The 22,783-nt window shown below is 71.5% G+C and carries 17 protein-coding genes, 1 tRNA gene and 3 pseudogenes; 4 read left to right on the plus strand and 17 right to left on the minus strand.

Annotated features, from left to right (window positions below; genetic code table 11):
* Window positions 1-141 precede the first annotated feature (141 nt).
* The 4 genes and pseudogenes from POF43_RS24570 to POF43_RS24585 all read right to left on the minus strand — a co-directional run.
* A pseudogene (locus POF43_RS24570) lies at window positions 142-609 on the minus strand (cytidine/deoxycytidylate deaminase family protein); the annotation flags it as partial.
* Window positions 610-726: 117 nt separating this feature from the next.
* A complete protein-coding gene (locus tag POF43_RS24575; protein ID WP_271325883.1) occupies window positions 727-1,650 on the minus strand; it encodes a RibD family protein in 924 nt (307 codons plus the stop codon).
* Window positions 1,647-1,811: a hypothetical protein gene (locus POF43_RS24580; RefSeq protein ID WP_271325882.1), complete on the minus strand. Its 165-nt coding sequence runs from the start codon at window positions 1,809-1,811 to the stop codon at window positions 1,647-1,649. The genes POF43_RS24575 and POF43_RS24580 overlap by 4 nt, the downstream gene beginning before the upstream one ends.
* A gap of 188 nt (window positions 1,812-1,999) precedes the next feature.
* A complete protein-coding gene (locus POF43_RS24585) occupies window positions 2,000-2,359 on the minus strand; it encodes a hypothetical protein (protein WP_271318347.1) in 360 nt (119 codons plus the stop codon).
* A 451-nt stretch (window positions 2,360-2,810) separates the two neighbouring features.
* Here POF43_RS24585 and POF43_RS24590 point away from each other — a divergent pair, with 451 nt between their 5' ends.
* Entirely contained in the window at window positions 2,811-3,794 is a 984-nt protein-coding gene (locus POF43_RS24590) for a C40 family peptidase (protein WP_282704755.1), read from the plus strand.
* Window positions 3,795-3,982: 188 nt separating this feature from the next.
* Here the strand turns inward: POF43_RS24590 and POF43_RS24595 are convergent, their stop codons facing one another.
* On the minus strand, window positions 3,983-5,353 hold the full coding sequence (locus tag POF43_RS24595) for an MFS transporter (RefSeq protein ID WP_282704756.1): 1,371 nt from the start codon (window positions 5,351-5,353) through the stop codon (window positions 3,983-3,985).
* Between the two features lie 192 nt (window positions 5,354-5,545).
* Here POF43_RS24595 and POF43_RS24600 point away from each other — a divergent pair, with 192 nt between their 5' ends.
* Window positions 5,546-6,358 carry a site-specific integrase gene (locus POF43_RS24600; protein WP_282704757.1) on the plus strand — a complete coding sequence of 271 codons (813 nt, stop codon included), beginning with the start codon at window positions 5,546-5,548 and terminating at the stop codon, window positions 6,356-6,358.
* 925 nt (window positions 6,359-7,283) lie between these two features.
* Here POF43_RS24600 and POF43_RS24605 read toward each other — a convergent pair.
* On the minus strand, window positions 7,284-8,090 hold the full coding sequence (locus POF43_RS24605; RefSeq protein ID WP_271323619.1) for a M48 family metallopeptidase: 807 nt from the start codon (window positions 8,088-8,090) through the stop codon (window positions 7,284-7,286).
* 4 nt (window positions 8,091-8,094) lie between these two features.
* Window positions 8,095-11,682 carry a type I restriction endonuclease subunit R gene (locus POF43_RS24610; protein ID WP_271323624.1) on the minus strand — a complete coding sequence of 1,196 codons (3,588 nt, stop codon included), beginning with the start codon at window positions 11,680-11,682 and terminating at the stop codon, window positions 8,095-8,097.
* A gap of 485 nt (window positions 11,683-12,167) precedes the next feature.
* On the opposite strand from POF43_RS24610, the pseudogene POF43_RS34975 reads away from it, so the two are divergent.
* A pseudogene (locus POF43_RS34975) lies at window positions 12,168-12,305 on the plus strand (DUF397 domain-containing protein); the annotation flags it as partial.
* Between the two features lie 44 nt (window positions 12,306-12,349).
* On the opposite strand, the gene POF43_RS24620 reads toward POF43_RS34975, so the two are convergent.
* From POF43_RS24620 to POF43_RS24640, 5 genes and pseudogenes are all read right to left on the minus strand, one after another.
* The gene (locus tag POF43_RS24620) at window positions 12,350-13,555 is read right to left on the minus strand and encodes a restriction endonuclease subunit S (protein WP_271323620.1); all 1,206 of its coding nucleotides are present in this window, start codon (window positions 13,553-13,555) and stop codon (window positions 12,350-12,352) included.
* Window positions 13,545-16,196: a type I restriction-modification system subunit M gene (locus POF43_RS24625; RefSeq protein WP_271323621.1), complete on the minus strand. Its 2,652-nt coding sequence runs from the start codon at window positions 16,194-16,196 to the stop codon at window positions 13,545-13,547. The genes POF43_RS24620 and POF43_RS24625 overlap by 11 nt, the downstream gene beginning before the upstream one ends.
* A gap of 90 nt (window positions 16,197-16,286) precedes the next feature.
* The gene (locus POF43_RS24630) at window positions 16,287-16,901 is read right to left on the minus strand and encodes an RloB family protein (protein WP_271323622.1); all 615 of its coding nucleotides are present in this window, start codon (window positions 16,899-16,901) and stop codon (window positions 16,287-16,289) included.
* A 68-nt stretch (window positions 16,902-16,969) separates the two neighbouring features.
* A complete protein-coding gene (locus POF43_RS24635; protein ID WP_271323623.1) occupies window positions 16,970-18,238 on the minus strand; it encodes an AAA family ATPase in 1,269 nt (422 codons plus the stop codon).
* Between the two features lie 153 nt (window positions 18,239-18,391).
* Window positions 18,392-18,637, minus strand: a pseudogene (locus POF43_RS24640) (thiamine pyrophosphate-dependent enzyme); the annotation flags it as partial.
* An 813-nt stretch (window positions 18,638-19,450) separates the two neighbouring features.
* Between POF43_RS24640 and POF43_RS24645 the strand changes: the two are divergent.
* Entirely contained in the window at window positions 19,451-19,708 is a 258-nt protein-coding gene (locus POF43_RS24645; RefSeq protein WP_271325954.1) for a tyrosine-type recombinase/integrase, read from the plus strand.
* 112 nt (window positions 19,709-19,820) lie between these two features.
* Here POF43_RS24645 and POF43_RS24650 read toward each other — a convergent pair.
* The 5 genes from POF43_RS24650 to moaC all read right to left on the minus strand — a co-directional run bounded on the left by POF43_RS24650 (window position 19,821) and on the right by moaC (window position 22,774).
* Window positions 19,821-19,894 (minus strand) — tRNA-Ala (locus POF43_RS24650).
* Window positions 19,895-19,942: 48 nt separating this feature from the next.
* Complete coding sequence (sepX, locus tag POF43_RS24655; RefSeq protein WP_282704758.1) at window positions 19,943-20,989, minus strand: divisome protein SepX/GlpR; 1,047 nt, start codon at window positions 20,987-20,989, stop codon at window positions 19,943-19,945.
* 146 nt (window positions 20,990-21,135) lie between these two features.
* A complete protein-coding gene (locus tag POF43_RS24660) occupies window positions 21,136-21,762 on the minus strand; it encodes a GNAT family N-acetyltransferase (protein ID WP_271318234.1) in 627 nt (208 codons plus the stop codon).
* A complete protein-coding gene (locus POF43_RS24665) occupies window positions 21,759-22,295 on the minus strand; it encodes a MogA/MoaB family molybdenum cofactor biosynthesis protein (protein ID WP_271325482.1) in 537 nt (178 codons plus the stop codon). The genes POF43_RS24660 and POF43_RS24665 overlap by 4 nt, the downstream gene beginning before the upstream one ends.
* Complete coding sequence (gene moaC, locus POF43_RS24670; RefSeq protein WP_271325483.1) at window positions 22,292-22,774, minus strand: cyclic pyranopterin monophosphate synthase MoaC; 483 nt, start codon at window positions 22,772-22,774, stop codon at window positions 22,292-22,294. The genes POF43_RS24665 and moaC overlap by 4 nt, the downstream gene beginning before the upstream one ends.
* Between the last annotated feature and the right edge of the window lie 9 nt (window positions 22,775-22,783).

Here is a 22,783-nt window from a genome sequence, read left to right on the forward strand (position 1 = left end):
GCGGGGTGCGGTGGCCGGGGTGCGGGGTGCGGTGGCCGGGGTGCGGGGTGCGGGGTGCGGGCACGGTATCCGGCGCTTCCGGTAAGGGAGTTGGCGGTGGTGCCCGGACCGCCGGACCGCCCCCGCGCCGGCCGGACCGACTCAGCCCAGCAGGTGCGCGTTGACCTGTCGGGCCGCCTCCGCCAGGTCGGGCAGCTCCACGACGGTCACGCCGGCGCGGGCCAGCAGCTCCACGCCGACGCAGTCCGCCACCAGCAGCGGCGGCTCGCGCCAGGCGATGACGACCCGCGGGATGCCGGCCGCCAGCACCAGCCGGGCGCACGGCACCGGACGGGAGGCGCGCTGCGAACAGGGCTCCAGCGTGCTGTAGAGCACGGCGCCCGCCAGCCGGGGATCGCCCGGCGGCAGTTTGGCCAGCGCGGCCTCCTCCGCGTGCGCCTTCGGATCGCCGCCCTCGCGGCTGAACCCGTGGGCCAGTTCGGTGCCGTCGGCGCCGACGACGACCGCGCCGACCGAGTACGCGGTGTCCGACGGCGGGCAGCCGCGGGACAGGTCGATCGCCCGCAGCATCCAGGCGTGGTCGGCGTCGGTCACCGGTGTCGTCACTCCTCGGGTCACGCTTTCGGGGGATGGGGACGGCTGATCGCGGGGGCGGGGCGGTGTCGGGGGGTGGGGCGGTGTCGGGCGTGGGGCGGTGTCGGGCGTGGGGCTGGCGGCTGGCGGGGCTCAGCGCGGGCGGCTGCCTTCCGGAGGCCCGTCCGTCGGCGCGTCGTCTTCCGGGGAGGGGTCATCCGGGGCGGCATCCCCCGATGCGGTGTCCTCCGGTGCGGCATCCCCCGATGCGGAGCCCTCCGGTGCGGCACCCTCCGACGGAACGCCCCCCGGCGCAGCACCCCCCGGCGCGGCATCCTCCGGAGGAACGCCCCCCGCGTCCCCCGTCCGGAGGACATCCTCCGGTGCGGCGTCCTCCGGTTCGCGGTCCTTCGGTGCCAGGCGGAGCAGGACGACGTCGCCGACGACGTCCGCGCCCAGCAGGCGCATGCGGGAGGCGGGGCCGCCGGGATACTCCGCGGTGCCCAGGAAACGCGGCGCGGCGGCGTCGCCGACCAGCACCGGGGCGACGGCCAGTTGGATCTCGTCGGCCAGGTCGCCGGCGACGAGCTGGGTGTGCACGGTCTGGCCGCCCTCCACCATCAGCCGCCGCACGCCGCGCCGGCCGAGTTCGTCCAGCAGCGCGCCCCAGTCGATCACCGGCCCGGTGCTCACCACCTCCGCCAGCCCGCCGAGCCGGTCGCGCAGCGCGTCCGCGGTGGCGTCGACGGTGAAGACCAGCTTGTCGCCGCCGCTGTGCCAGAGCCGCAGGTGGGACGCCAGGCCGCCGGAGGCGGTCACGGTCACCTTCAGCGGGTGCTCGGGCAGACCCCGGCGGACGCGCTCGGCCCGCCGTTCGGCGGAGGCGACCAGGAGCCGGGAGTCGTCGCTGCGCAGGGTGTTGGCGCCGACCAGGATGGCGTCGCTGTCCGCCCGCAGCGCGTCGACCCGTTCGAAATCCTCGGGACCGGACAGCATCAGGCGGTCCGGTCCGGTGTCGTCCAGGTGACCGTCGAGGCTGACGGCGGCCGACAGCAGGACGTGCGGGCGGCCGGTCACGATCCGCCGGCCCGCGTGCCGCCCACCGGTACCGGGCCGAGTCCGGCCGGCACCGCACGCCGGCCGTCGGGACCGCCCGGCCCGGGGTCGTCGGACGCGTCCAGGTCCATCACCGGCCGGGCGGTCCGGACGGTTCGCCGCGATGCGATCAGGTCAGCCATGACGGAAGTCTCTCACCGCGGCCCCGCCTCGGGCGGCGCAGGCGGGGAGGCGAAGCCGGTGGGTGATCAACGTCCGTGGGAACGGCGGGAGTTCGGATCGGCCGACGGCGCCGACGGCACCGAAGGGGTCGGACCCCGGCGCGGACCAGGCTCTCGCGGCGGCCGACGCCGTCCGTCGCAGACGTCGGTCAGGTCCACAGCACGGCGATGAAGATGTTCGCCGCGGTGAGGGCTCCGACGGCGGTGACCAGGGAGCGGTCCACCGTCTCGTCGTCACGCTTGACGTAGACCAGTCCGAGGACGACCACCAGGATCGCCACCTTCAGACCGATCTTGAACGGGCTCAGGTGCACGTGCTGGGCCTGCGTGATGCCGACCAGGATGATGCCGGTCACCAGCATGGTGAGCGCGCCCCACAGCATGGCCGGGACCATCCGCGTCGGCTGGCCGGCCTTCGCCAGCGGCGGCAGCTGAGTCAGCACGCCGCCGAGCAGCGCGGCGATACCGATGATGTGCAGGCCGACGAAAAGATGAAGAAGCACGTCCATGCCCGGAGCCTAACCAGCCTTCCCACGGCCCTTGCCCGCACCCCCGGCCCGCCTCCGTCCGCGCCCCCGGCCCGCTTCCGTCCGCGCCCGCGATCCGCCTCCGTTTCACCTCCGCACGCCCCGTCCCACCATCGCCGACGGTCGTCTCCGGTCCCGGTTCACGCAACGGGAGCGCCGGTACGTTCAATCACGTTCAGGAGTCGGTCGATTACCGCCAGTCCTGGTCGGCGGCGCATGGCGGGGTGGGCGCCGGGGCTAGCGTCCTACTCCGGCGGGAGCGGGCAACGCCCCCGCAGGCAGCCGGACAGTGACGTAACGAGGAGCGGTGGAACCCGTGGCAGCTCACGCGAAACCCTCGGCGAAGGCTTCGATGCCGCACCGAAAACGCCGGCGGAACACCGCGTCGGCGAACACCGCGCGCACGGCGGTGACCATCGCGGTCGCCGGAGCGGTGTCGGCCACCGGCTTCACCGAGACCGGACAGGCGGCGGCGCGGCCCACGCCCGAGCAGGTCAGGCAGCGGGTCGACAAGCTGTACCAGCAGGCCGAGGCGGCCACCCAGAAGTACGACGGCGCCCAGGCGAAGGCGGACCGGATGCGCGGCCGGCTCGGCGTTCTCCAGGACCAGTTGGCACGCCGGACCCAGCAGACGAACGCCTCCCGCGACCAGCTCGGCTGGCTGGCCGCCGAGCGGTACCGCACCGGCGGCGAGGACCCCACGCTGCAACTGCTCCTGACCGCCGGCCCCGGCCAGTACCTGGAACGCGCCGAGATGCTGGCGCGGGCCAACGCCGCCGAGGCCGCGTCGGTGCGCAAGCTGAGCGCCCAGGAGGCCGTGCAGCGCGAGGCCAGGGACCGGGCGGCGCAGCAGTTGTCGGCGATCAACGCCACCGAGAAGCAACTGGACGCCGACAAGAAGGCCGTTGACGGCCGGCTCGGCGAGGCCGAACGGCTGCTGGGCCTGGTCGGCGCGCGGCAGCGGGCCGCCATCGTGGCCGCCGACCCCGGCGCGCCCGCCCCCGACGCCGCCTCCCCCGCCTCCGCCGCGTATCCCCCGCTCGCGCCGCCGCCCTCCGGCGCGCCGAGCGCGCGGGCCGCGGCGGCCGTCGCGTTCGCCTACGCGCAACTCGGCAAGCCCTACGCCTGGGGCGCCACCGGCCCGTCCGCCTACGACTGCTCCGGCCTCACGCAGGCCGCGTGGGCCGCCGCCGGCGTCACGCTGCCCCGGACCACCTACAGCCAGATCAACGCCGGCTCCCGGGTCGACCGGTCCCAACTGCGGCCCGGCGACCTGGTGTTCTACTACGCCGGCGTCAGCCACGTGGCGATCTACGTCGGCCACGGCCAGATCATCCACGCACCCCATCCCGGTGCCGAGGTCCGCCTGGCACCGGTGAACGAGATGCCGTTCGTCGGCGCGTCCCGCCCGGCGTGAGCCCGTCGGCCCCGACGCCGGCCGCCGGTGCGGTACGCGGCGCCGGCGTCGTCCTGCCGGACCTCCCAGGTGGGCGCGATCCTGCCGTCGCCGCCGGCCCAGCGGTCCGCGCTCAAGCGTCCGCGCTCAGCGGTCCGCACTCAGCAGGCCGCGCGTTCCACCGCGTTCCGTCGCGCAGGCGCAGGGCGTCACGGGGCAGGCTCGGCGACCGCCCCCGGACCGGCCTCCGGCGCCTCGCCGGAGGGGGCCGCACCGGAGAGCACCTCCCCGGTAGGCACCTCGCCGGAGGACACCTCCCCGGAAACGGAGGAGACCTCACCGGAGAGCACCTCACCGGAGACAGAAGGCACCTCCCCGGAGACGGAACGCACCGCGGGAAGCAGCAACACGACCGCGGTGGAGGCCAGTTGCCAGGCGGCGCCGAACGCCAGGACGTGGCGGGCGCCGGACAGTGACGCCAGCGGGCCGGCCGCGGCCAGGCCGATCGGGCCGAGCACGTAGGAGCCGAACGAGGTGTACGCGCCGACCCGGGCCCGTGCGCCGGGCGGAATCTGACGTTGCGTCACCGTTCCGTAGAGCGATCCGCACACCGCCGACCCGACCCCGGCCAGCAGCGTGGCGGCGCACACCCCGGCCAGGGGGAGGCCGCACGCCAGCGCCGACGACGGCAGCGCCCACCCCGTCCCGGCGGCCGTCGCCACCAGCAGCGGGCGCCGGGGCCGCCGCCCCAGCAGCAACGCGCCGCCGATCACCGCACCGGCGCCGTAGGCCGCCATCATCAGCCCGTACGCCGAGGAACCGCCCAGCCGCGCCTGCGCCTCCACCGGCCCCAGCACGAGGAACGGCGCCCACACCAGCAGGTTGAACAGGCTGAAGCAGGCCGTCGTCACCCACAGCCAGGTCCGCGAGCCGAACTCCCCCCAGCCCTCGCGCAGTTGGGTCAGAAACGACGTCGCAGGCCGCAACGGCGCCTCCACGGGCGGCAGTCCGAACAGGGCGAACGCGCTCACCGCGTAACTGGCCGCGTCCAGCACCAGAACCGGTGCGGGGCCGGCCGCCGTGATCACCGCCCCGGCCAGCACGGGACCGGCGATCGCGGCGGTCGAACGGGCCATCCCCAGCAGGGCGTTGGCCTCGTTGAGCGTCGCGTCGTCGGAGATGGCCGGCACCAGCGCGGTCAGCGCCGGGGTGAACAATGCCTCCGCCGCACCCCACATCACCACCAGCGGCAGCAACACCCCCAGCCCGGTGGCCCGTTCGGCCAGCGCCACCGCGAGCCCGGCCTGCGTCACGACCCGCGCGACGTCGGCGGTGATCATCACCCGCCGACTGCCCAGCCGGTCCCCCACCACCCCGCCCACCAGCAGCATCGCCACCAGCGGCAGGATGCGCGCCGCCATCACCCACCCCAGCTCCGTTCCCCCGCCGCCCCCGCGCAGCACGGCGAACGTCACCGCGATCGAGGCCATCGAGGAGCCGAGCAGGGAGGCGCAATAGCCGATGAAGAAGCGGCGGAACGCACGCAGGCGCAGCACCGCGAGACGCGAGGCGGAGGACATACGCGCAGCGTGCTGGGCGACAGAACCGCCACGCCAGAGCTGTCCACGAAATTAGTTGAGTCAGCCTGTGTCAACTTAGAATGTCCAGGACGGTGTTCCGCCAGTCGTTTACTGCGGTTGTGCGATCAGGACGCCGACCTCAGCAGGAGGGGGTACGGGCATGAGCGGGCCGGAGCGGAAGGGCGCGGGCTCATGAGCGACGCGCCCGGCAGCGGCGGGCGGGGCGGAGGGGCGGCCGGGAGCGGGGGCGCGCCGCCGGTGGAGTACGCGGTGGCCGTGGACCGTTACCTGGCCGGCGCGGGGCTCGGGGACGGGTCGCGGCGGGTGTACCGGATCGCGCTGGCCACCTGGGCGTGGGCGCTGGTGGACCGGGCGGCGCCGGCCGGTGACGCGCGGCGCAACGCGGTTCCCCCCGCGCTGCCGCTGGCCCGGCTGGACGCGGCGGACGCGCCGGCCCGGTTGCGGGAGGCGTTCGCCGCCCGGTCCGCGGTGGTCGGCGCCCGCACCGCCAACCGTGAGGCGTCGGCGCTGGGCAGCGCGGTCGCCTGGTGGCGGGAACGCGGCTGGCTGGCCGGTGATCCCACCGGCGGTCTGCGTCCGCTGCCCGTCGCGCCGGCCGCCCGACTCAGCGCGGACCAGGCCGCCGCCGTCCTGGCGCTCGACGCGCCGTTGCGTGAACAGGCCCTGTGGCACCTGCTGTTCGAGTCCGGGGCGCCGATCGCGCGCGTGCTGGCGCTCGACGTAGACCACCTGGACCTGGCCGCCCGCCGGCTCCGCACCCACCGCACTCCCCCGGTGCGCTGGGGCCCCGGCACCGCCCGCCTCCTGCCGCTGCTCACCCTCGGCCACGTCAGGGGCCCCGTCTTCCGCTCCTCCCGCGGCCGCCTCTCCTACCGCCGCGCCGCCGAACTCCTCACCCACGCCACCCAGCCCCTGGACCCCACCGGCCACGGCTGGACACTGCGGCAACTAGCGGGCGGCGGGGGTGGATCGGCCGGGGGGTGAGGTCCCCTCCGGGGGTGGGGGGTCCTCCGGGGGTGCGGAAAACGGGTGCTGCGCCGAACGCCGGTGCACGGCAACGCCTTTGGCGCCGAGCCCGGGGAAAGCCAAGCGCCGCCGGCCCGGCGCAAAGGAGTCCGCAGGCAGCCCGAAACGCACCATGCCCAAGGGGCAGCAGGAGAACATCACCGCTTGTCCCACCAGGCGAACGTGCCAGGCACCGAACGCCGCAGCGTGCCGGCCGAGCCGCCAGGGAACGTCCGAGGGCAACAGGCCGCAGACCTAACCCGTCCCACCTGATGCCAACGACGGCGAAGCATGTGGTGTGAGGTGTCTTGGGTGGCTGCAGCGCAGGTCAAACGAGTGTTGCGAACTGCTCCAGCCGGGCAACAGCGTCGTCGTCGGGGACTTCGACGGCGACGGCACGGACGACCTCGCCGGCGGGGACTCCTGGAGCCGCAACGACAAGGTCGACCCCGCCCCCATCGCCTACGTGACCGGCGCGCCCAGCCCGTCCGCCACGCCGCGGACGCGGACGGTGGCGGCAGCGGGGGCTCGGCGGCCTGGCCGCCGCGGACCTGGACGGCGCGACGGCGCCGACCAACTGCTCGCCCTGCACGGCCCGGTCGCCGACGCCCTGTCCGCCAGCGACCTCAAAGGCGTCGCCGTCCTGCCCCGCGGGCCCCGAGCCCACCCGGCGGCACCGCGTCGACGCGCTGGGGCCGGCACGCCACACGGGAAAGCCCGTTCCGGCCCGCGAGCGCCCGGCCCGGATCATCGCCGGCGGCGACTTCGGCGGCCCGGACCAGCTCGCCCTCGGCTGGGGCCCCGCGTGGACGTCCGACCGCTGGTGGATCCTCTCCGGCCCCGCCGGTTCGACGGGCTTCGCCCTCCGTGTCGACCAGCTGTGACGCCAAGGAAGAAAGCCCCTTCAGCGCAGGTCTCCCATCCACATCCGCCGCCCCACCTCGTCGAGCTCGGCCCGCCGGGCCGCGTACTCGGGTAGGGCAAGGCCCAGGAGCCGCCAGAAGGCGTCCCCGTGGTCCGGAACCCGGACGTGTGCGAGTTCGTGCGCGATCACGTAGTCGACCAGGTGCATGGGCAGCTGGAAGAGCGGCCAGCCCAAGGCCATCAGCCCCGGCCCGCCCCGGCGCGCATCCGGCCGGTACGACCCCCAGCGGTCGTGGAGGTCGCGCACCTCCAGCTCCGGTTCGGCCACCGCCATGCGAGCCGCCCATGGCTGGAACCGGTTGACGGCCCAGGCGCGGCCGACCCGGGCGTACCAGTCGACGAGGGCCGCCCGCCCCGCCGGCGGATGCTCGGCGAGGTACTCGGCCATCACGAGCCGCCCGGCCACCAGCCGCACCCGGCTGTCCTCGAAGGAGCCGTCGGAAATCGCCAGTCGGTAGGTCCTGCCCAGGTAGCGGAACACCTCGCCGTCGGCCAGGTGCTTGGCCGGGTGCAGGGACCTGGTTCGCTCCCGCTCGCCGAGTTTGGTCACCAGCCATCGGCGGTGGGCCCGGACGAAGTCCTCGGCTTCCTCCGCCGTGCGGTCCGGCGGAGTGTGCAGGGTCAGGGTGGCGTCGGGCTCCACGGTCAGCGCGAACCGCTTGCGCCGGGGATGGGCGCGGACCCGCAGTGAGAACCCGTCGACGTCGATCAACGCACCCCCTGGGAGGGAGACGTTTGCCAGGGTGTCCCAGCTGCTGTCAGCGTGCTTCTCAGCGGGTGCGGTCACCCGCCTATTCTCCTCTCGCCCTGCCCAGGAACTGGCGGCGGTTGTCGTTCGCGAAGGAGGCGAGTCGCTCGGCCATCGCCTTCAGCGGACCCCAGTCCTTGCCCGCGGGCCGGAGCCCGCCGGCCAGCAGCCTTCCCTGGATGACCCCGGCCAAGGTGGCCAGGTCCTGGCTCTGCCCCTGGTAGGACACCTTCACCATCGTCTCGGCCGCCACGTCGCACAGCTGACCGACGAGCGGGCGGATGTCGTCCCCGGTGTTCCTGACCTCACTGCTGTCCGCCATGAGCTGGACCAGCAGGCGGTAGGTCCTCTGCTCCAGCGGGCTGAGGCCGGCGACCTCCGGGTCCTCCTCGTGCTCCTGCCTGGCCTCCTCGATCAAACGTGCAAACTTCTCGGCCTGCTCCTCGAACCGGTCGGGAGTCGTCCGCAGGATCTCCTCAAGGCGTTCCGACAGGCGCTGGTACTTCTCCGGGTCCTCCCGCCTGACCCGCTCCTCCAGGTGGAACCGCAGCGCGTGCCCCATCTCGGCCGCCGCCTCGCGGGGCGGCAGGCCGCGCACCGCGTCGTCGAAGCCGTCCGCGGTGATCCAGACGGGCGGGATCGCCTCCTCGATCTCCGGCCCCTCCAGATGCTCCGCGATCATGGCCCGAACCTTCCGGCCGTACCTGCGGAGGGTGAACGTGCCGCCCTCGGCGTCCCGGAACAGGCGGCGCACGCGCTTCTGGAGCAGCCCCCAGTGTCGGGCGTCGTTCACGTAGTCAAGGGCAGCCTCGTGCGGCAGTACGCGTTCCATCGTGTCCAGGAAGTCGTGCAGTGCTGTGTCGAACGCGAGCCGGGTGTCCTCGTCCTCGAACCGGTCCAGGGCGGCACGCAGCCGCACCGGGTCGGTCAGGTCGGCGTCCGTGACACCGAGGTCCCGGAGGAGGCCGCGCACGGCGGCGGCAGCGGGTTCGAGACCTTCGATCTCCACCGACATGCTGCGCATCGTGTCGTGCTGGTCGGCCTCTCGGTATCCGGCCAGCGCCTTGTTCAGATGGCCGAAGACGCCGTAGTAGTCGACGACGTAGCCGATCTCCTTGCCCGGGTGGGGCCTGTTGACGCGGGCGACAGCCTGGAGCAGCTCGGCGTCGCGGATCGGGCGGTCCAGGTAGAGGACCTGCTCTCGGGGAGCATCGAAGCCGGTGAGCAGCATCGACTTCACGATCAGCATCGCGATGGGGCTGTCGGGGTGCACCGGGTCGGGCACGGTCCCGCGCCGGGACGCAGGGGGCTCTGTGACGGCTTGGGACCAGGGATGGTCCGCGGTCCGGTCGGCGGCCTCCGCTTCGGAGATCGGGGCCTGCGGAGTCACCGCCGTCGCCGGGGCCCACACCGAATCGGGGGGCAGCAGGGGGAACGCCTTTTGGAAGCGCGCGATGTACGCCTCCTGCCGCCTGAAGTCGGTCCACTCCGCCCACTGGCCGTGCTTGCTGCCGGTGCCCGGCGAGATGACGGGCACGAAGTCGATCCGGCGCAGCAGGGCGCGGAACTGGTGGGCCTGGTGGAGATAGCGCAGTCGGCCCTCCAGCCTCTCGGGCGGAGTGCCGACGACCGACTCGGGGTCGTAGCCCTCCAGTTCCTCCAGCAGTCGGTCGCGGGCCGCCCGCAGAGCGTGGTGGTACTCCATAGCGGCCTTCCGGCTGACGGCCGCGACCTGCGCCTTGAAGCCGCCGGGCAGCACGGTGGTCACCCAGTGCTCCAGCATGTCCTCAGCCTTGGCCGCGATCATCGGTTCGGACTCGGCGACGTCGCTTCCGGTGGGCCACCGCTTCAGCAGCGCGGCCTTCTCCTCCGGCGTGCGGTCGCGGACCAGGTCGTCGAACCGGCGGTCGAGGCCCGCCCCGTCCTTGACCTCGCCCTCCCCGGTGCGCCCCTCGTAGCGGATGCGGACGACGACCGCGTCGTGCTCGGCGTCCTCCATCCGGTACTCGTCCAGGAAGCCGCGCGGGGAGTCACCGCGCCCGAAGATCCGGCGGGTGTCCTCCTCCCGCCCGGTGGTGATGGGCGTTCCGGTGAATCCGATCTTCGCGGCGTTCGGAATTGCCTTGCGCAGAGCGGCGTGCAGCACGCTGGTGTGCGAGCGGTGTGCCTCATCGACCAGGACGAGGATGGCGGGAGACGTGTTGCACTCGGGGAAGTTCGGCACGGGCGGCGCCACCTCGGCGCGTATGCCGGCGCGGGTCCGCTCGGCCTCCGCGTACTCCTCCGCCAGGTCGCGGCCGTCCTCGTCCTGCTCGGCGTCGCCGGAGAAGGTGAGCCCGGCCGCGTACTTCTGGATCATCCCGAAGACGACCCGCCGGCCGCCCGCCCGCAGCAGGCCCTCCAGTTCGGTGCGGGTGTCGGCCGTCACGACCTCGGACCCGCTCGTGTCCAGCGCCTCGGTGAGCTGCGTCTGCAACTGGGTGCGGTCGGTGACGACCACGACGGTGAACTCGCTCAGCCTCAGGTGCGCGTGGACCCGCCGGACGAGGAAGGCCATGGTCAGGCTCTTGCCGGAGCCCTGCGTGTGCCAGATAACGCCGCCGCGCTCGTCCTCGGTCGTCGGCCCGCTCCGGGCCCGCCCGTCGAGCAGCCGCCGTACGGCCTTCTCGGCGGCCCGGTACTGCTGGTGGCGGGCGACGGCCTTGACGGTCAGCGTGGCGCCGGATTCGGTCTCGACGGGCAGCTCGATCACGTAGTGCCGCACGATGTTGAGCAGCGCCGCGGGGCGCAGCACCACCCCCACCAGCTTATGTTGCTCGCCGAGTGCGGTCGGCGCGGACCCGTCGGCGTCCGGCACGAGCCCCGCCGTGAGGAGTTCACGCCGCAGGGTGCCGCCGTCCTCGGGCTCGACACTGCGCCAGGGGTGGAAGTGCTCGGGGCCGGAGGTGACCGTCCCCAGGTGGGCGGTCTCACCGGTCGCCGCGACGAGCAGCTGCACGGTGCGGAAGAGCTCGGGTACGCCAGCGGGCCGGGTGTGGCCCTCCCCCGGACGGGCCCGCGCTCGTTCCTCCCAGACCGGGTTGCCCGCGTAGTGCCGAAGGTCGAGAACAGCCTCGCGGACGGGCTCGGCGAGGTCGGGACTCTTGCACTCGACGGCGACGAGCGGGATGCCGTTCACGAAGAGGACGACGTCGAGGACGGAGTCCTTGCCCGCGCGGTTCCTGACCCGGAGCTGGTCGACCACGGTGAAGTCGTTGAGACCGAGCCGGTCGGGGTGCCACTCGATGTACTGCACCGTGGCCGATGCCCCGCCGTGCCCGGCGGAGGGCTTGCTCAGCACGAGTCCGCTGAGCAGCAGCCCGGTGGCCGTCAGGTTGGCCTTGACGATCCCCTCGCCGAGCGGCACACGGGCGAGTGCCGAGATGGCGCGGTCAACGTCGCTCGCGCCCATCCAGGGCACGCCGTCCAGGGCCCCGGTGTTGATCCGGCGCAGGGCCGGGGCGAGCAGGTCGGCGAGCAGGGGCGTGTCGACGTCGAGGGTGCCGATCTCGCGGCCCGGCCGGTGCGTCCACCCCATCGCCTTGAGCTGCGCGACCAGCGGCCGCTCCACTTCGTCCCGCTCCACCTGCATCACCACGAACCCGCGCCTCTCCCCGTACGTCCCCTGGAGATCCATTCTGCGCGGCGGGATGAGGGCGCGCCAGGAGCCCGGGAGAGAGAGCGGTGAACAGGGGTGCGGACGCACCTGATTGTGGTGGTACGTCCGCACGGAGACTTGCTCCGGTCAGCGCTCGGCGGCGCCTTCGCGGGGGTCCCCGACCTCCTTCTCTTCCCGCTCCGGAGCCGGAAGGCGAGCGCCCCTGCTGTGGGCAATCCGGACGACGTCCCGCAGGGCCTCGGTCATCCGGTCGCCCAGGAAGCGGAGTTGTACGGTGGGCAGGCTCCACGACTCTCCATCTGTGGTCACCCGGCTCCAGGCCATCTACGGTCTTGCGCTGAGCGACGCACTGTCACCGACCGAGCCAGTCGCCCTTCTCCGGACGACAGCGGAGGACTACGAACGCCATGGCTTAGCGCAGCGTTCCGGACAGCTCCGCATGGGAAGGCTGGCGCAAGTCCTCATACAGCAACACTGAGAGCGGCAGCTGCGTGGAGGTACTGGACGCCTTCCCGTCGGGCGTCCCCATCAGTGACTCCAAGACCCCGCGCTGCCCAACGGTCGTATTCCCCTCGACGAGCTGGTCCACCTTCGTCACAGCCCTGCGGTCCGACGCCTTCCCCTCCTGGCTGGGGTCGCACTACGCCTCAACGTTCGAAACGGAAACCCGCCCGGACAGCAGATCATCAATCAGACCACGTTTAATCTTTCGCAGTTTAGCGGACTCCGCATTATTCTCCGCGATCAACGCATCGATGGACGAAATTTGATCGACGTGCTTAATCTGCTCAGATAGTCCTGCTCGGGGAATTACCAAATTTTCCACTGCCCGCTGGCTAATATTCTGCATCGACATGCTACTGCCGGAAGAACTACTGTTGATCTGACTGCGCACGCCAGGAGCGGCCAAACAGATATTGACATATCTCGCATCGACGACGCGCGGATCTACAACCAAGCGCAGCGTCTTGTCTGAGAGCATCAGTCGATACGGAGCCGCAGCAGCAATGCAGGCTGAACCGACAAGTTCAGGAGTATTAGCCCGGGAGAACAGCAAATCCCCGGCGTGCACCTCGTACCTCGAGTTTGCCAGTGTCGCCGGGATGGCCTTGTTTTCCCAGGGGCGAAACCCTTCACGATGCACGGCGCTGACTTTGAGAACTCCCCAGCCGCCCGCTGAGGCAGGAATCTCGGCGAGATCTGGACTGCGTCCTCCCTCGATCCGCAGAAGCAGCCGACCTAGCCTCATTCCATGCTCTCCGGCCGTGGCATCTGGCGTAGCCCGCACAAGGGACAACACCATCCCGGCCCGCACGCTGCGCAACTTGGCGATCGACGCCTCGATGCCGCGTTCCAGCTTCGCGACGCTTTGGAGCACGTCGACGATCCGCTGCTGCTCAGGGAGGGGCGGAACCGGGAACGAAAAGCCCGCCAAGTCCGCTCGGTTCACTTTCGGGATACCGGTGCGCCCCGACAGATTTTCCACGTAACGCGAGAAGGACTCCCCCAGGAGAACGGCCTTCACGAATTCTCCGACTACGTCTGCTCCCGGTTTCAGCGGGTAAGTATCCGCCGAACAGATTCCCTCGAAGTCGGCGAGAACCACCTTTCGCAACGCAGGGCGAATCTTACTGAAAACAACATCCCCCGGGCGAACAACGTACTTTCCGCTCACCGCGCCCTGCGACTCAGCTGTCTCCCGCTTGAGGATTTCGCCCGTCCCGGCTGAGATGTGGTCCGGCGCGAGCAGAATCTGGCCACGATACGGCTCGTCAAGAGGGCTGACTTGCCCCACCGGCAGGCTTACCACGTCGATCAGGCGTCGAACGGGCCAGTCAACCGACATAACCCAGCTCCTCCAGGAACCCGTCCAGCTTCGCCGTCGCCCGCTCGCGGCCCTCGCGGATCTCGGCCAGCGAGACCGCGTACTTGCGCTCCCACGTCTCGTAGGACGTCGTCAACTCCCGCTGCGAGCGGACCACGTGGCCGTTCAGCTTCGACTTGAGGGCGTCGCGGAGGATGGCGAGGACGACTCGACGCTCCTCGGCCGCATCCAGCGCCGCGCGCGCACGGAACAGGCGGGGCGGCTCCTCGCCCAGGGTGGGAGGGTCGCTCGGGTAGGGGAACCAGAAGTCCGCTTCCAGGCGCTTGACTACCGCGCCCGCCTTCGCGCGGTCCTTCTTCACGACGGCGATCTCCGCCAACAGCTCCGCCAGCTCCTCCACCGAGAGGGTGATTTCCTCGACGTCGGTGTCAGGCTCCTCGCCGCCGTCGGCGTCGGCGTCGGCCGAACTTGCCGAGCCACCCCCTGCCGCCGGCTCCTTCGGCAACCGCTCGTTTAGTTCCTTCCACTTCGCGTCGAGGTCCGCCTTGCGCGCGTCCGCTTCCTTCAGCTCCGTCAGGAAGTCAGGGGCGATTGCGGCGACGAGCTTGTGGTCGTACGCCTGACGCCGCTCCGCGGCGGTCCGCTTGCGCTCCTTCTTTGTGCGGGGGTCCTGTTCGGGGGCCAGCAGGGTCTCGACGTTCTCCACCCAGCCGTCGATCACGCCCGTGAACCCGTTCTCCGACAGGGCGAGCAGGTCATATTTGGCCTCGTGCCACCACCCGGCGACCGCGCCCGCGAGCGCGTACCGGTCGAGGAGGCCGACCTGGGTGAGCCGGTCGACGAAGGAGTCCATCAGCGAGCCGCGCGCCCGCATCAGCGCGGCCTTGCGCTCGGAGGCCGTGGACGCGGCGAGCAGTTCCGGTGTCGCGCCCACCGCTTCCAGGTGCTTCGCCTCCGCCGCCCACCACTCGGCGAACGCGGCCCGCAGCTCCTCTTCGCGCGGCCAGGCGAGCGCGCCCAGGTCGGGGCGGGCGTCGGCCGGCCGGAAGTCCAGGTAGTCGGCGTCTGCGGGCGAGCGCTCCGCGAACAGGTCGTCCGCCTCGATCCCGCACGCGTCGAGCAGTTCGCTCTTCGCCTCGATCTCCGCGCGCGGCACCCCGCCGACCAGGTGCGCCTTGACATCCTGCGGCTCGGGTGGCGGCGTGTTGTCCACGTAGCGGCGGATGTTAAGGTTGTCGCCGTTCTCGGCGAGCTCCTCGCGGGTCACGACGCGCGAGAAGCCGGGCACCTCCGCGAATGTCCGGAACGTGGTCGTGATCTTCTCGGCGTGCTCGGGCAGTAGCACGTTCTGCGCCCGCTCGGCGTGGAACTCGCGGTCCGCGTTGATGAACAGGACCTTCCCCGCGCGCTCCGGCTCGTCCTCCCTCCTGTCCCGGTCCTTGCAGCCCGGCGGGCGCAGCACCAGGATGCAGGCCGGGATGCCGGTGCCGTAGAAGAGGTTCGGGGCGAGGCCGATGACCGCCTCCACGGCGTCCTCGTCCAGCAGCTTCGTACGGATCTGCTGCTCGCCGCTGCCCCGGAACAGCACGCCGTGGGGCATGACGGTGATGACCATGCCGCCGCGCCCCTCCTTCCTGGTCTCCCAGAGCATGTGCTGAAGGAACATCAGGTCGGCCTTGCCGCGCTCGCTGGTCAGGCCGTAGGAGGTCCGCTCGGTCCTGTGCGCCAAATCCGTGGCCGTGTAGTCCATTGAGAACGGCGGGTTGCTGAGCACCCCGTCGAAGCGGTCCGCGTCCGAGGTCGGGACATGGGTCGGCCTTGTCAGGGTGTCGCCGGTGGTCAAGTCGAAGCGGCGTACGCCGTGCAGGACCATGTTCATCGTGGACATGATCCAGGAGCCGCTGTTGGCATCCTGGCCGGCGAAGAACATGTCGGAGGTGTCTCCGCCGTGCTCTTCTACGTACTCCGCGGCGTGGATGAGCATGCCGCCCGAGCCCACGCACGGGTCGTAGATCCGCATACCCTGGGTGGGAGCGAGGAGTTCGACCATCATGCGCACCACCGCGCGCGGGGTGTAGAACTCGCCGCCCTTGCGGCCGGCCGAGTCGGCGAACTCCTTGATCAGGTACTCGTAAGCGGCGCCGATCAGGTCGGGGAACTCGAAGTCATCCGTGCGCAGCCGGACCCGGCCGAAGTGCGCGATGAGAAGTTCCAGGCGCTTGTCGGCCAGCGTGGCCGTGCCCGCGGCGGCGCCGGAGCCGCCGATGCGGTTGAAGTCCAGGTGGTCGAAGAGACCCCTCAGCTTCTCGTTCTGCCCTTCGAGCAGTTGCAGGGCGGGGCGCAGCACGCTCTCGTTGATGTTGTGCCTGACGGCCGAGAGCTTGTGCCACCTGGCCTTCTCGGGCACGAACAGCACGTCGCGTTCGCGGTAGGGGGCCTCTTGCTCCAGGAAGGCGTCGAGCTCTTCGCCGTCGAAGCCCCAGTCCCTCCTCGCCTGCTCCCCGATCCGCTCCCGGGCCGCCTCGAACTCGTCGTTGGCGCGCTTCAGGAAGAGCAGCCCGAAGATGTAGTCCTTGTACTCGGAGGCGTCCATCGTCCCCCGGAGGATGTCGGCTGCGGCGAACAGGTGCCGCTCCAACTGGGCGAGCGTGAGCTTGGCCACGTACGACTCCCTACGACCTGAGATGACGGTCCGACCCTATGGCCGTTCCACCCCATCCTGAAATCAGCGGGGGCCGGTCTGCCGGGGATGTCAGTAGGAGGCGATGCCGAGTACGTCCTCGACGAAGGTGTGCATGTCCGTGTACGGGTCGCGGTCGAACTTGGGTACATGGTCACCGTGCTGGTCGTTCATGCGTCGCGCGTTGTCTCGGGCCTGCGCGAACCTGCCGAGAACCTGGCCGGGAAGGACGAGCTTCGGATTGGCGGCGTCCTCACTGCCACGCTGGAAGGGCAGTCGGTCGGCCGCGAGATCGCACACCCCGTCGAACAAACCGGTGACCGCTTTGTAGTGGGCAAGCCGCCACACCTCGAAGCACGGATGCGAGAAGGCAACGTGGACACCGGCCTCCTTAGCCAGTTTCATCGCCTCGGGGACACGCGGGTGGTTGTCGTGGTCGAAGAGGCACCAGACCTGCGGTTGGGCGGCGGCACCCTTTAGCTTCGCGCGCTTGGCTTCGCGGGTCTTCTCGCGCAGAAAGTCCGCCGCCATCTCGACGAGGTCGATCGGCTTACGGTCGCCCTTCTTCTTCCGGTTGGCGATGCGCAGCTCGACCTTGGCGGCCGGGTTCTTCAGTACCCCCACCTCGGTGATGATGTCGAGGTACGAGGGTTCGGTCACCTCGCCCTCGGTGAAAACGAAGACCACCCGCCTCCGCTGTCTTGCCCCCCTCGAGGACCGTTCCAACGCGTCGTTTCCCCGCTGCGGCCGCGCCATCAGCCCTGTCCCGCCCCTTCGTACGCCCCGGTCTCCCGCGCCGTCGCCAGCCGCCGCGCGATCTGCCCCTCGAGCAGGGACGGAACGCCGCCGAACGCCCCCGCGAGGTAGGACTGGGTGAGGTCCTCCTCCTCGCCCGGTTCCGCGTCCGTCAGCGGGTAGAGCTCGGTCGCCCCGTTCTTGTCCTTCTGCGTCAGCCACACCTGCCCGGGCTCCAGCAGCCGCCCCCCGCTGGGGGTGGTCAGCATCGTCGCGTCGTGGGAGGTGAAGACGAGCTGCGCACCCCTGGGATTCGCGAGGGGGTCGTGGAAGAGCCGCACGACCTCGGCGGCGAACCGGGAGTGCAGGCTGGCGTCGAGCTCGTCGATGAGCAGCACCGCGCCCTCGTCGAGGGCCAGCAGCAGCGGGCCGAGGAGGGCGAACCAGGAGCGGGTGCCGTAGGACTCCTCCGACCAGTCGAAGGCCACGTCCCCGCCCGCCGACCGGTGGGTCAGTTTCACCGAGCTCTTCCCCGGGCCCTCCTGCACGACGGAGGCCCCGGTGATGCCGAGGTCCGCGACCCTGAGCAGCTCCTGGATCCGCTGGGCGCGGTCCCCGGCGAGCTCCCGGGTGGTGAACGCCTCGCGCTGAGGGCGTTCGGCCTCCGGGTCGATCGACCACAGATTGCGTCGGAACCAGTGGAAGAGCGGGGAGAGCTGCGGATGGTTGTCCGTGCCTGCCGTGGAGAGCAGCAGGGCGTTCGACCGGGTGCGGCGCACGAGTTGGGACCGGTCGCGGACCCGGCCGCCCGGCCACTTGTAGACCTCGGTCCTTGACGCGTCGCGGTCCAGCCACTCCTGGCGGCGGCCGCGCGGGTAGCTGTGCAGCCACTCGGACTCGACCCGGTCGAAGCCGAGCTCGAAGCCGTACGTCCAGCGGACGGAGTCGATGACGATGTCGACCTCGAAGAAGGACGGTTCGTCCTCGCTCTTCGGGTTCAGCGCGAAGACGTGGCGGGGGACACCCTCGTAGGACGCCCAGCGGGCGTAGGAGTTGAGCACCGCGTGCCGCATGTCGCCGAGGGCGCTGAGCACGTTCGACTTGCCGGAGGCGTTCGCACCGAAGACGGCGAGGAGCGGGAAGACGGCCACGGTTCCGCCGCCCGCCAGCTCCACCAGGTTCGCCGACCCGTCGCCCCCGCTCACGCCCTCACCCCCGGGCGCGATGAAGGACAGTTCCTGTTCGTCGCGCAGGGACCGCACGTTCGCCACGCGGAATCTCAGCAGCACACCGTCCTCCTCTCCGCGCCCAGCGTAGTCGCGGCCTCTGACATCGGCCCGGCGATTGGCACCTGGCCTGCGGTGCGTGCCGCCCTCGCGGACCGGAACATACCGTCCGGGGCGGCCCGGCGGGAGGGTTCGGGAGATCTTGGTCGGCTGCGCTCAGAGGCGAGTCGGGGCGAAGAGCTTCAGAACCGCCGGGAGGATGACGACGGAAGGGCCGGGGGCGGCGAGGGACTGCGCGAGGTCGGCCTGGAGGGTGGCGGGGGACGACAGGGTGGCCGGGTTGCCGAAGGACTCGGCGACGGCGGTGAAGTCGGGGCGGGCGACTTCAGTGTGGGTGGTGGCGCCGAACGCGTTGGTCATGCACTCGCGCAGGATCCCGTAGCCGCCGTCGTCGACCCACAGGCGCCTTGCCCCCTGATGTTGGATACGCGAGACACTGGATCCTGAGGATCTGAGAACGGACATCTCATGATCATGAAGAACTACCCGCCGCAGTTCAAGGCGGACGCGGTCGCGCTGTACGAGTCGCGCCATGCACGTCCGGCTGTACATCATCCCCGGCCTGGGGGCGGAGCGGTTCGACAAGCTCACCGTGCGGGATGTCCGCACCTGGGTGAACACCCTGCTCACCCATTGCCAGTGCTGCGCGCAGGGCAAGGACGCGAAGCGGGACAGGCCCCGCTGCTGTGCGGCCGGAGCCTGCTGCAAACAGCTCGCCTCCCCTCGGACAGTCCAGGACGCGCGTGCTGTGCTGCGGTCGGCCCTGACCAACGCCATGACCGAGGAACTGATCCCAAAGAACGTCGCAGCCCTGGTCAAGGTGCGATCCGCCCGCAAGACGAAGCGCCACCCATGGTCGGTCGAAGAGGCCAGCCAGTTCCTCGAAGCCGCGCGGGCTGCTCACGACCCGCTCTATCCGGCCTACGTGCTGATCCTGGTGCTCGGATTCCGCCGAGGTGAACTCCTTGGCCTGACGTGGAAGAACGTGGACCTTGACGCCGGGGAAGTGACCGTGGCGCTCCAGTTGCAACGCATCCGCCGGCAACTTGTGCACGACGAGACCAAGACGGAAGCTTCCTCGGCGACGCTGCCGCTGCCCCAGATCTGCGTGGCGGCCCTGCGGCTCCGGAGGCAGGATCAGGAGATGGCGAAGCTCGCGGCCGGTGAGCTGGGACCGACTCCGACTTCGTCTTCACCACGCGCTACGGGACGCCGATCGAGCCGCGGAACTTCAACCGCTCGTTCACCGACCGGTCGGCGAAGGCGGCTGTGCGATCGATTCGCCTGCACGACACCCGGCACACGTGCGGCTCGCTCCTGGCGGCGCTCGACGTCCATCCGCGCATCGCCATGCAGATCCTCCGGCACAGCAAGATCGCGGTCACGATGGAGGTCTACACGCACGTACCGTCCGAGGCGACCCGGCGGGCGTTGCGGAAGCTCGGCAAGCACCTGGCTCCACGTACCTCGTAGGTAGTGGTCTTCAGCCTCCCGGAGTCGTCCCGATTGCTGTTGCTGTACATCGCTGCTGTACGGCACGACGAAGCCCCCGCAGGGTGTGACCTGCGGGGGCTTCGAGCTGCGGTGGACCTGAGGGGATTCGAACCCCTGACCCCCTCGATGCGAACGAGGTGCGCTACCGGACTGCGCTACAGGCCCTTGCAACGAGTGAAACTCTAGCATCCCCGGCGGGGGCGGCGTGAATCGTCATTCGTTGGCCGCGCGGGGGCGGTCGAGGGGGTCGGGGGCCGGGAAGGAGGGCGGGGCGTACTGGTCGAAGAGGGGGGTGCGGCGGCGGGCGTCGGGGGTGGGATCGGGTGCGGCGGGGGTGGAGCGGGCGGCGGACCAGGAGTCGGCGCCGGCGAGGTCCGGGTGGCCGTGGGTGCGCGGCGCGACCGGGGCGGTGACGTAGGTCGGCATCGGCACCGGGGCGGAGTCCCAGCCGTCGTCGGGCGGCAGTTGCTGCTGGTCGATCCACTCGGCGTGGTCGGTCTGCTCGACGAGCGCGCGGCGGTCCGCGGTCTGGGCGGACGGGCGCGGGGCGTGCGGGCGGTCCCGGAGCCGGCGGGCGGCCTCGGCGGCGCGGCGCTGGTCCATGGTGAACTCGAACCGGTGCCGTTCCGCACGGCGCAGGTGCGCGATGTACAAGGTGAGCAGCACCCCGGGCGCGGCCGGCGCCCACAGGTAGCCCAGGCCGCCGACGGCCGCACCGATGGCACCCGCGGTGAAGGCGAGGAACAGCACGGTGGTGCTGCGCCGGCGCCGGGCGAGGACCTTGGCGCGGGCCAGGCTGCCGGTGCGGTCGGCCGCCGCGTGCGCCTGGACGTGCGCCGACGCGTGCGCCGCGCCATGAACCCCGGCACCGTGAGCCGCCGCGCCGTGCACCCCGGCTCCGTGAACCCCGCCACCATGAGCCCCCACCCCATGAGACCCCGCGTGCGGCGTCCCGTGGGACTGGCGGACGACCGGCGGGTGCGCGCGGTCGCGGTGGTCGGGGGCCGGGTCGGGGTCGAGGTCGTCCGCGTCGTGGAACGCGTCGATGTCGAGGTCGGCGGAGGTGTCGAGGTCGCCGCCGCGCTTGGCGGCGTACCGGCGCTCCATCGCGCCGCGACCGGACAGCAGTCGGATGGCGGTGGAGAAGCGCTCCGTGGGGCGCGCCTCGTTGAGCTCGTCCTGCCTGCGGAGCCACATCGGCACCAGATAGGCAGCCCAGGCCCCGACGATGACTGCGTAGATGAGGCCGCTGCTGCTCACGCCCAACACCGTAGGGGCCGCGCGGTCGGCCCCACAGCAATTGGACGCGGTGTGTCGCACGATCTGCCCGCCAGACCGAACTTTTTTTGTGATTGTCGAGTTGTCCGCGAGCGAATTGCGGCTATTTCATCCTGAAATTCGAACACTTATTTTATTCTTGGGGTGGAACCGGCCCGCAGCGCGTTCCACCGGGCCAGCAGTCCTTCGGGGACCTCGTCGGAGGTGAGGGCGAAGACCAGGTGGTCGCGCCAGGCACCGTCGATATGGAGGTAGCGCGGGCGCAGACCCTCCTCGCGGAATCCGAGTTTCTCCACGACGCGGCGGCTGGGTTTGTTCTCCGGGCGGATGCACACCTCGACGCGGTGCAGTCCCACCTCGCGGAAGCAGTGGTCGACGGCGAGGGCGACGGCGGTGGGCATCACGCCGCGGCCGGCCACCGCCTGGTCGACCCAGTAGCCGACGTGGCCGGAGCACATCGAGCCCCAGGTGATGCCGGCGACGGTCAACTGGCCGACGAGCTGGCCGCGGTACTCCACGACGAACGGCAGCATGCGTCCGGCGTGCGCCTCGGCACGCAGGTGGCGCACCATCTGGCGGTAGGTGGGACGCTGCACCAGGTGGCCGGGGGGCGCCGGCGGCATGGTGGCCTCCCAGGGCCGCAGCCAGTCGCGGTTGCGGCGGTTGACCTCACGCCACACCCGTTGGTCGCGCATCCTTATCGGGCGGAGGCGGACGTCGCCGTCCGCCGGCTCGGCGGGCCAGGAACCGTTCAGCTCGATCTCCCGGACGATGGGTGGTCGCCGCCCCTGATCTGGTCGACGGCGTGGACGAGGAGCGGGGCGAGGACGGCCAGGCCGTCGCGGACCCCGCCGGTGGAACCGGGGAGGTTCACCACCAGGGTCCGCCCGGCGAGCCCGGCGAGGCCACGCGACAGCACGGCGGTGGGGACCTTGTCGCGTCCGGCGGCGCGGATCGCCTCGGCGATGCCGGGGATCTCGGTGTCGAGGACCCGGCGGGTGGCCTCCGGGGTGCGGTCGGTGGGCGTCAGCCCGGTGCCGCCGGTGGTGACCACCACGTCGTACCCGGCGGCGACCGCGTCGCGCAGCGCGTGCTCCACCGGGTCGCCGTCCGGTACGACGAGCGGCCCGTCGGTGGTGAAGCCGAGGGCGGTGAGCGCCTCGGTGATCAGCGGCCCGCCGCGGTCGTGGTAGACGCCGGCGGCGGCGCGGTTGGAGGCGGTGACGGCCAGCGCGCGGTAGGCGGGCGCCGGGGCGGGTCCGGCCGTGCCGGTGCCGGGCGCCGTCACGGCCGCCGCCAGTCGCCGGACCTGCCGCCGGACTTGGTCTCGACGCGGACGTCGGTGATGGTGGCCGCCTTGTCGACGGCCTTGACCATGTCGATGACGGTCAGGGCGGCGACGGACACCGCGGTGAGCGCCTCCATCTCGACGCCGGTGCGGTCGGTGGTCCGTACGGTGGCGGTGATCGCGACGGCCGCGTCGGTGACCGCGAGGTCGACGGTGACGCCGGAAATGGCCAGCGGGTGGCACAGCGGCACCAGGTCGGGGGTGCGTTTGGCGGCCATGATCCCGGCGATCCGGGCGGTGGCCAGCGCGTCGCCCTTCGGTACGCCCCCGCCACGCAGCAGCGCGACGACCTCGGGCGACACCAGCACCCGGCCGGTGGCGGTGGCCGTGCGGGCGGTGACGTCCTTGCCGCTGACGTCGACCATCCGGGCCGCGCCGGTGTCGTCGAGGTGGGTGAAGTGGTCCTGGGGGGTGGTCATGCCTCTCCC

This window comes from Streptantibioticus silvisoli, from assembly GCF_027947535.2.
Classification (GTDB): Bacteria; Actinomycetota; Actinomycetes; order Streptomycetales; family Streptomycetaceae; genus Streptantibioticus_C; species Streptantibioticus_C silvisoli.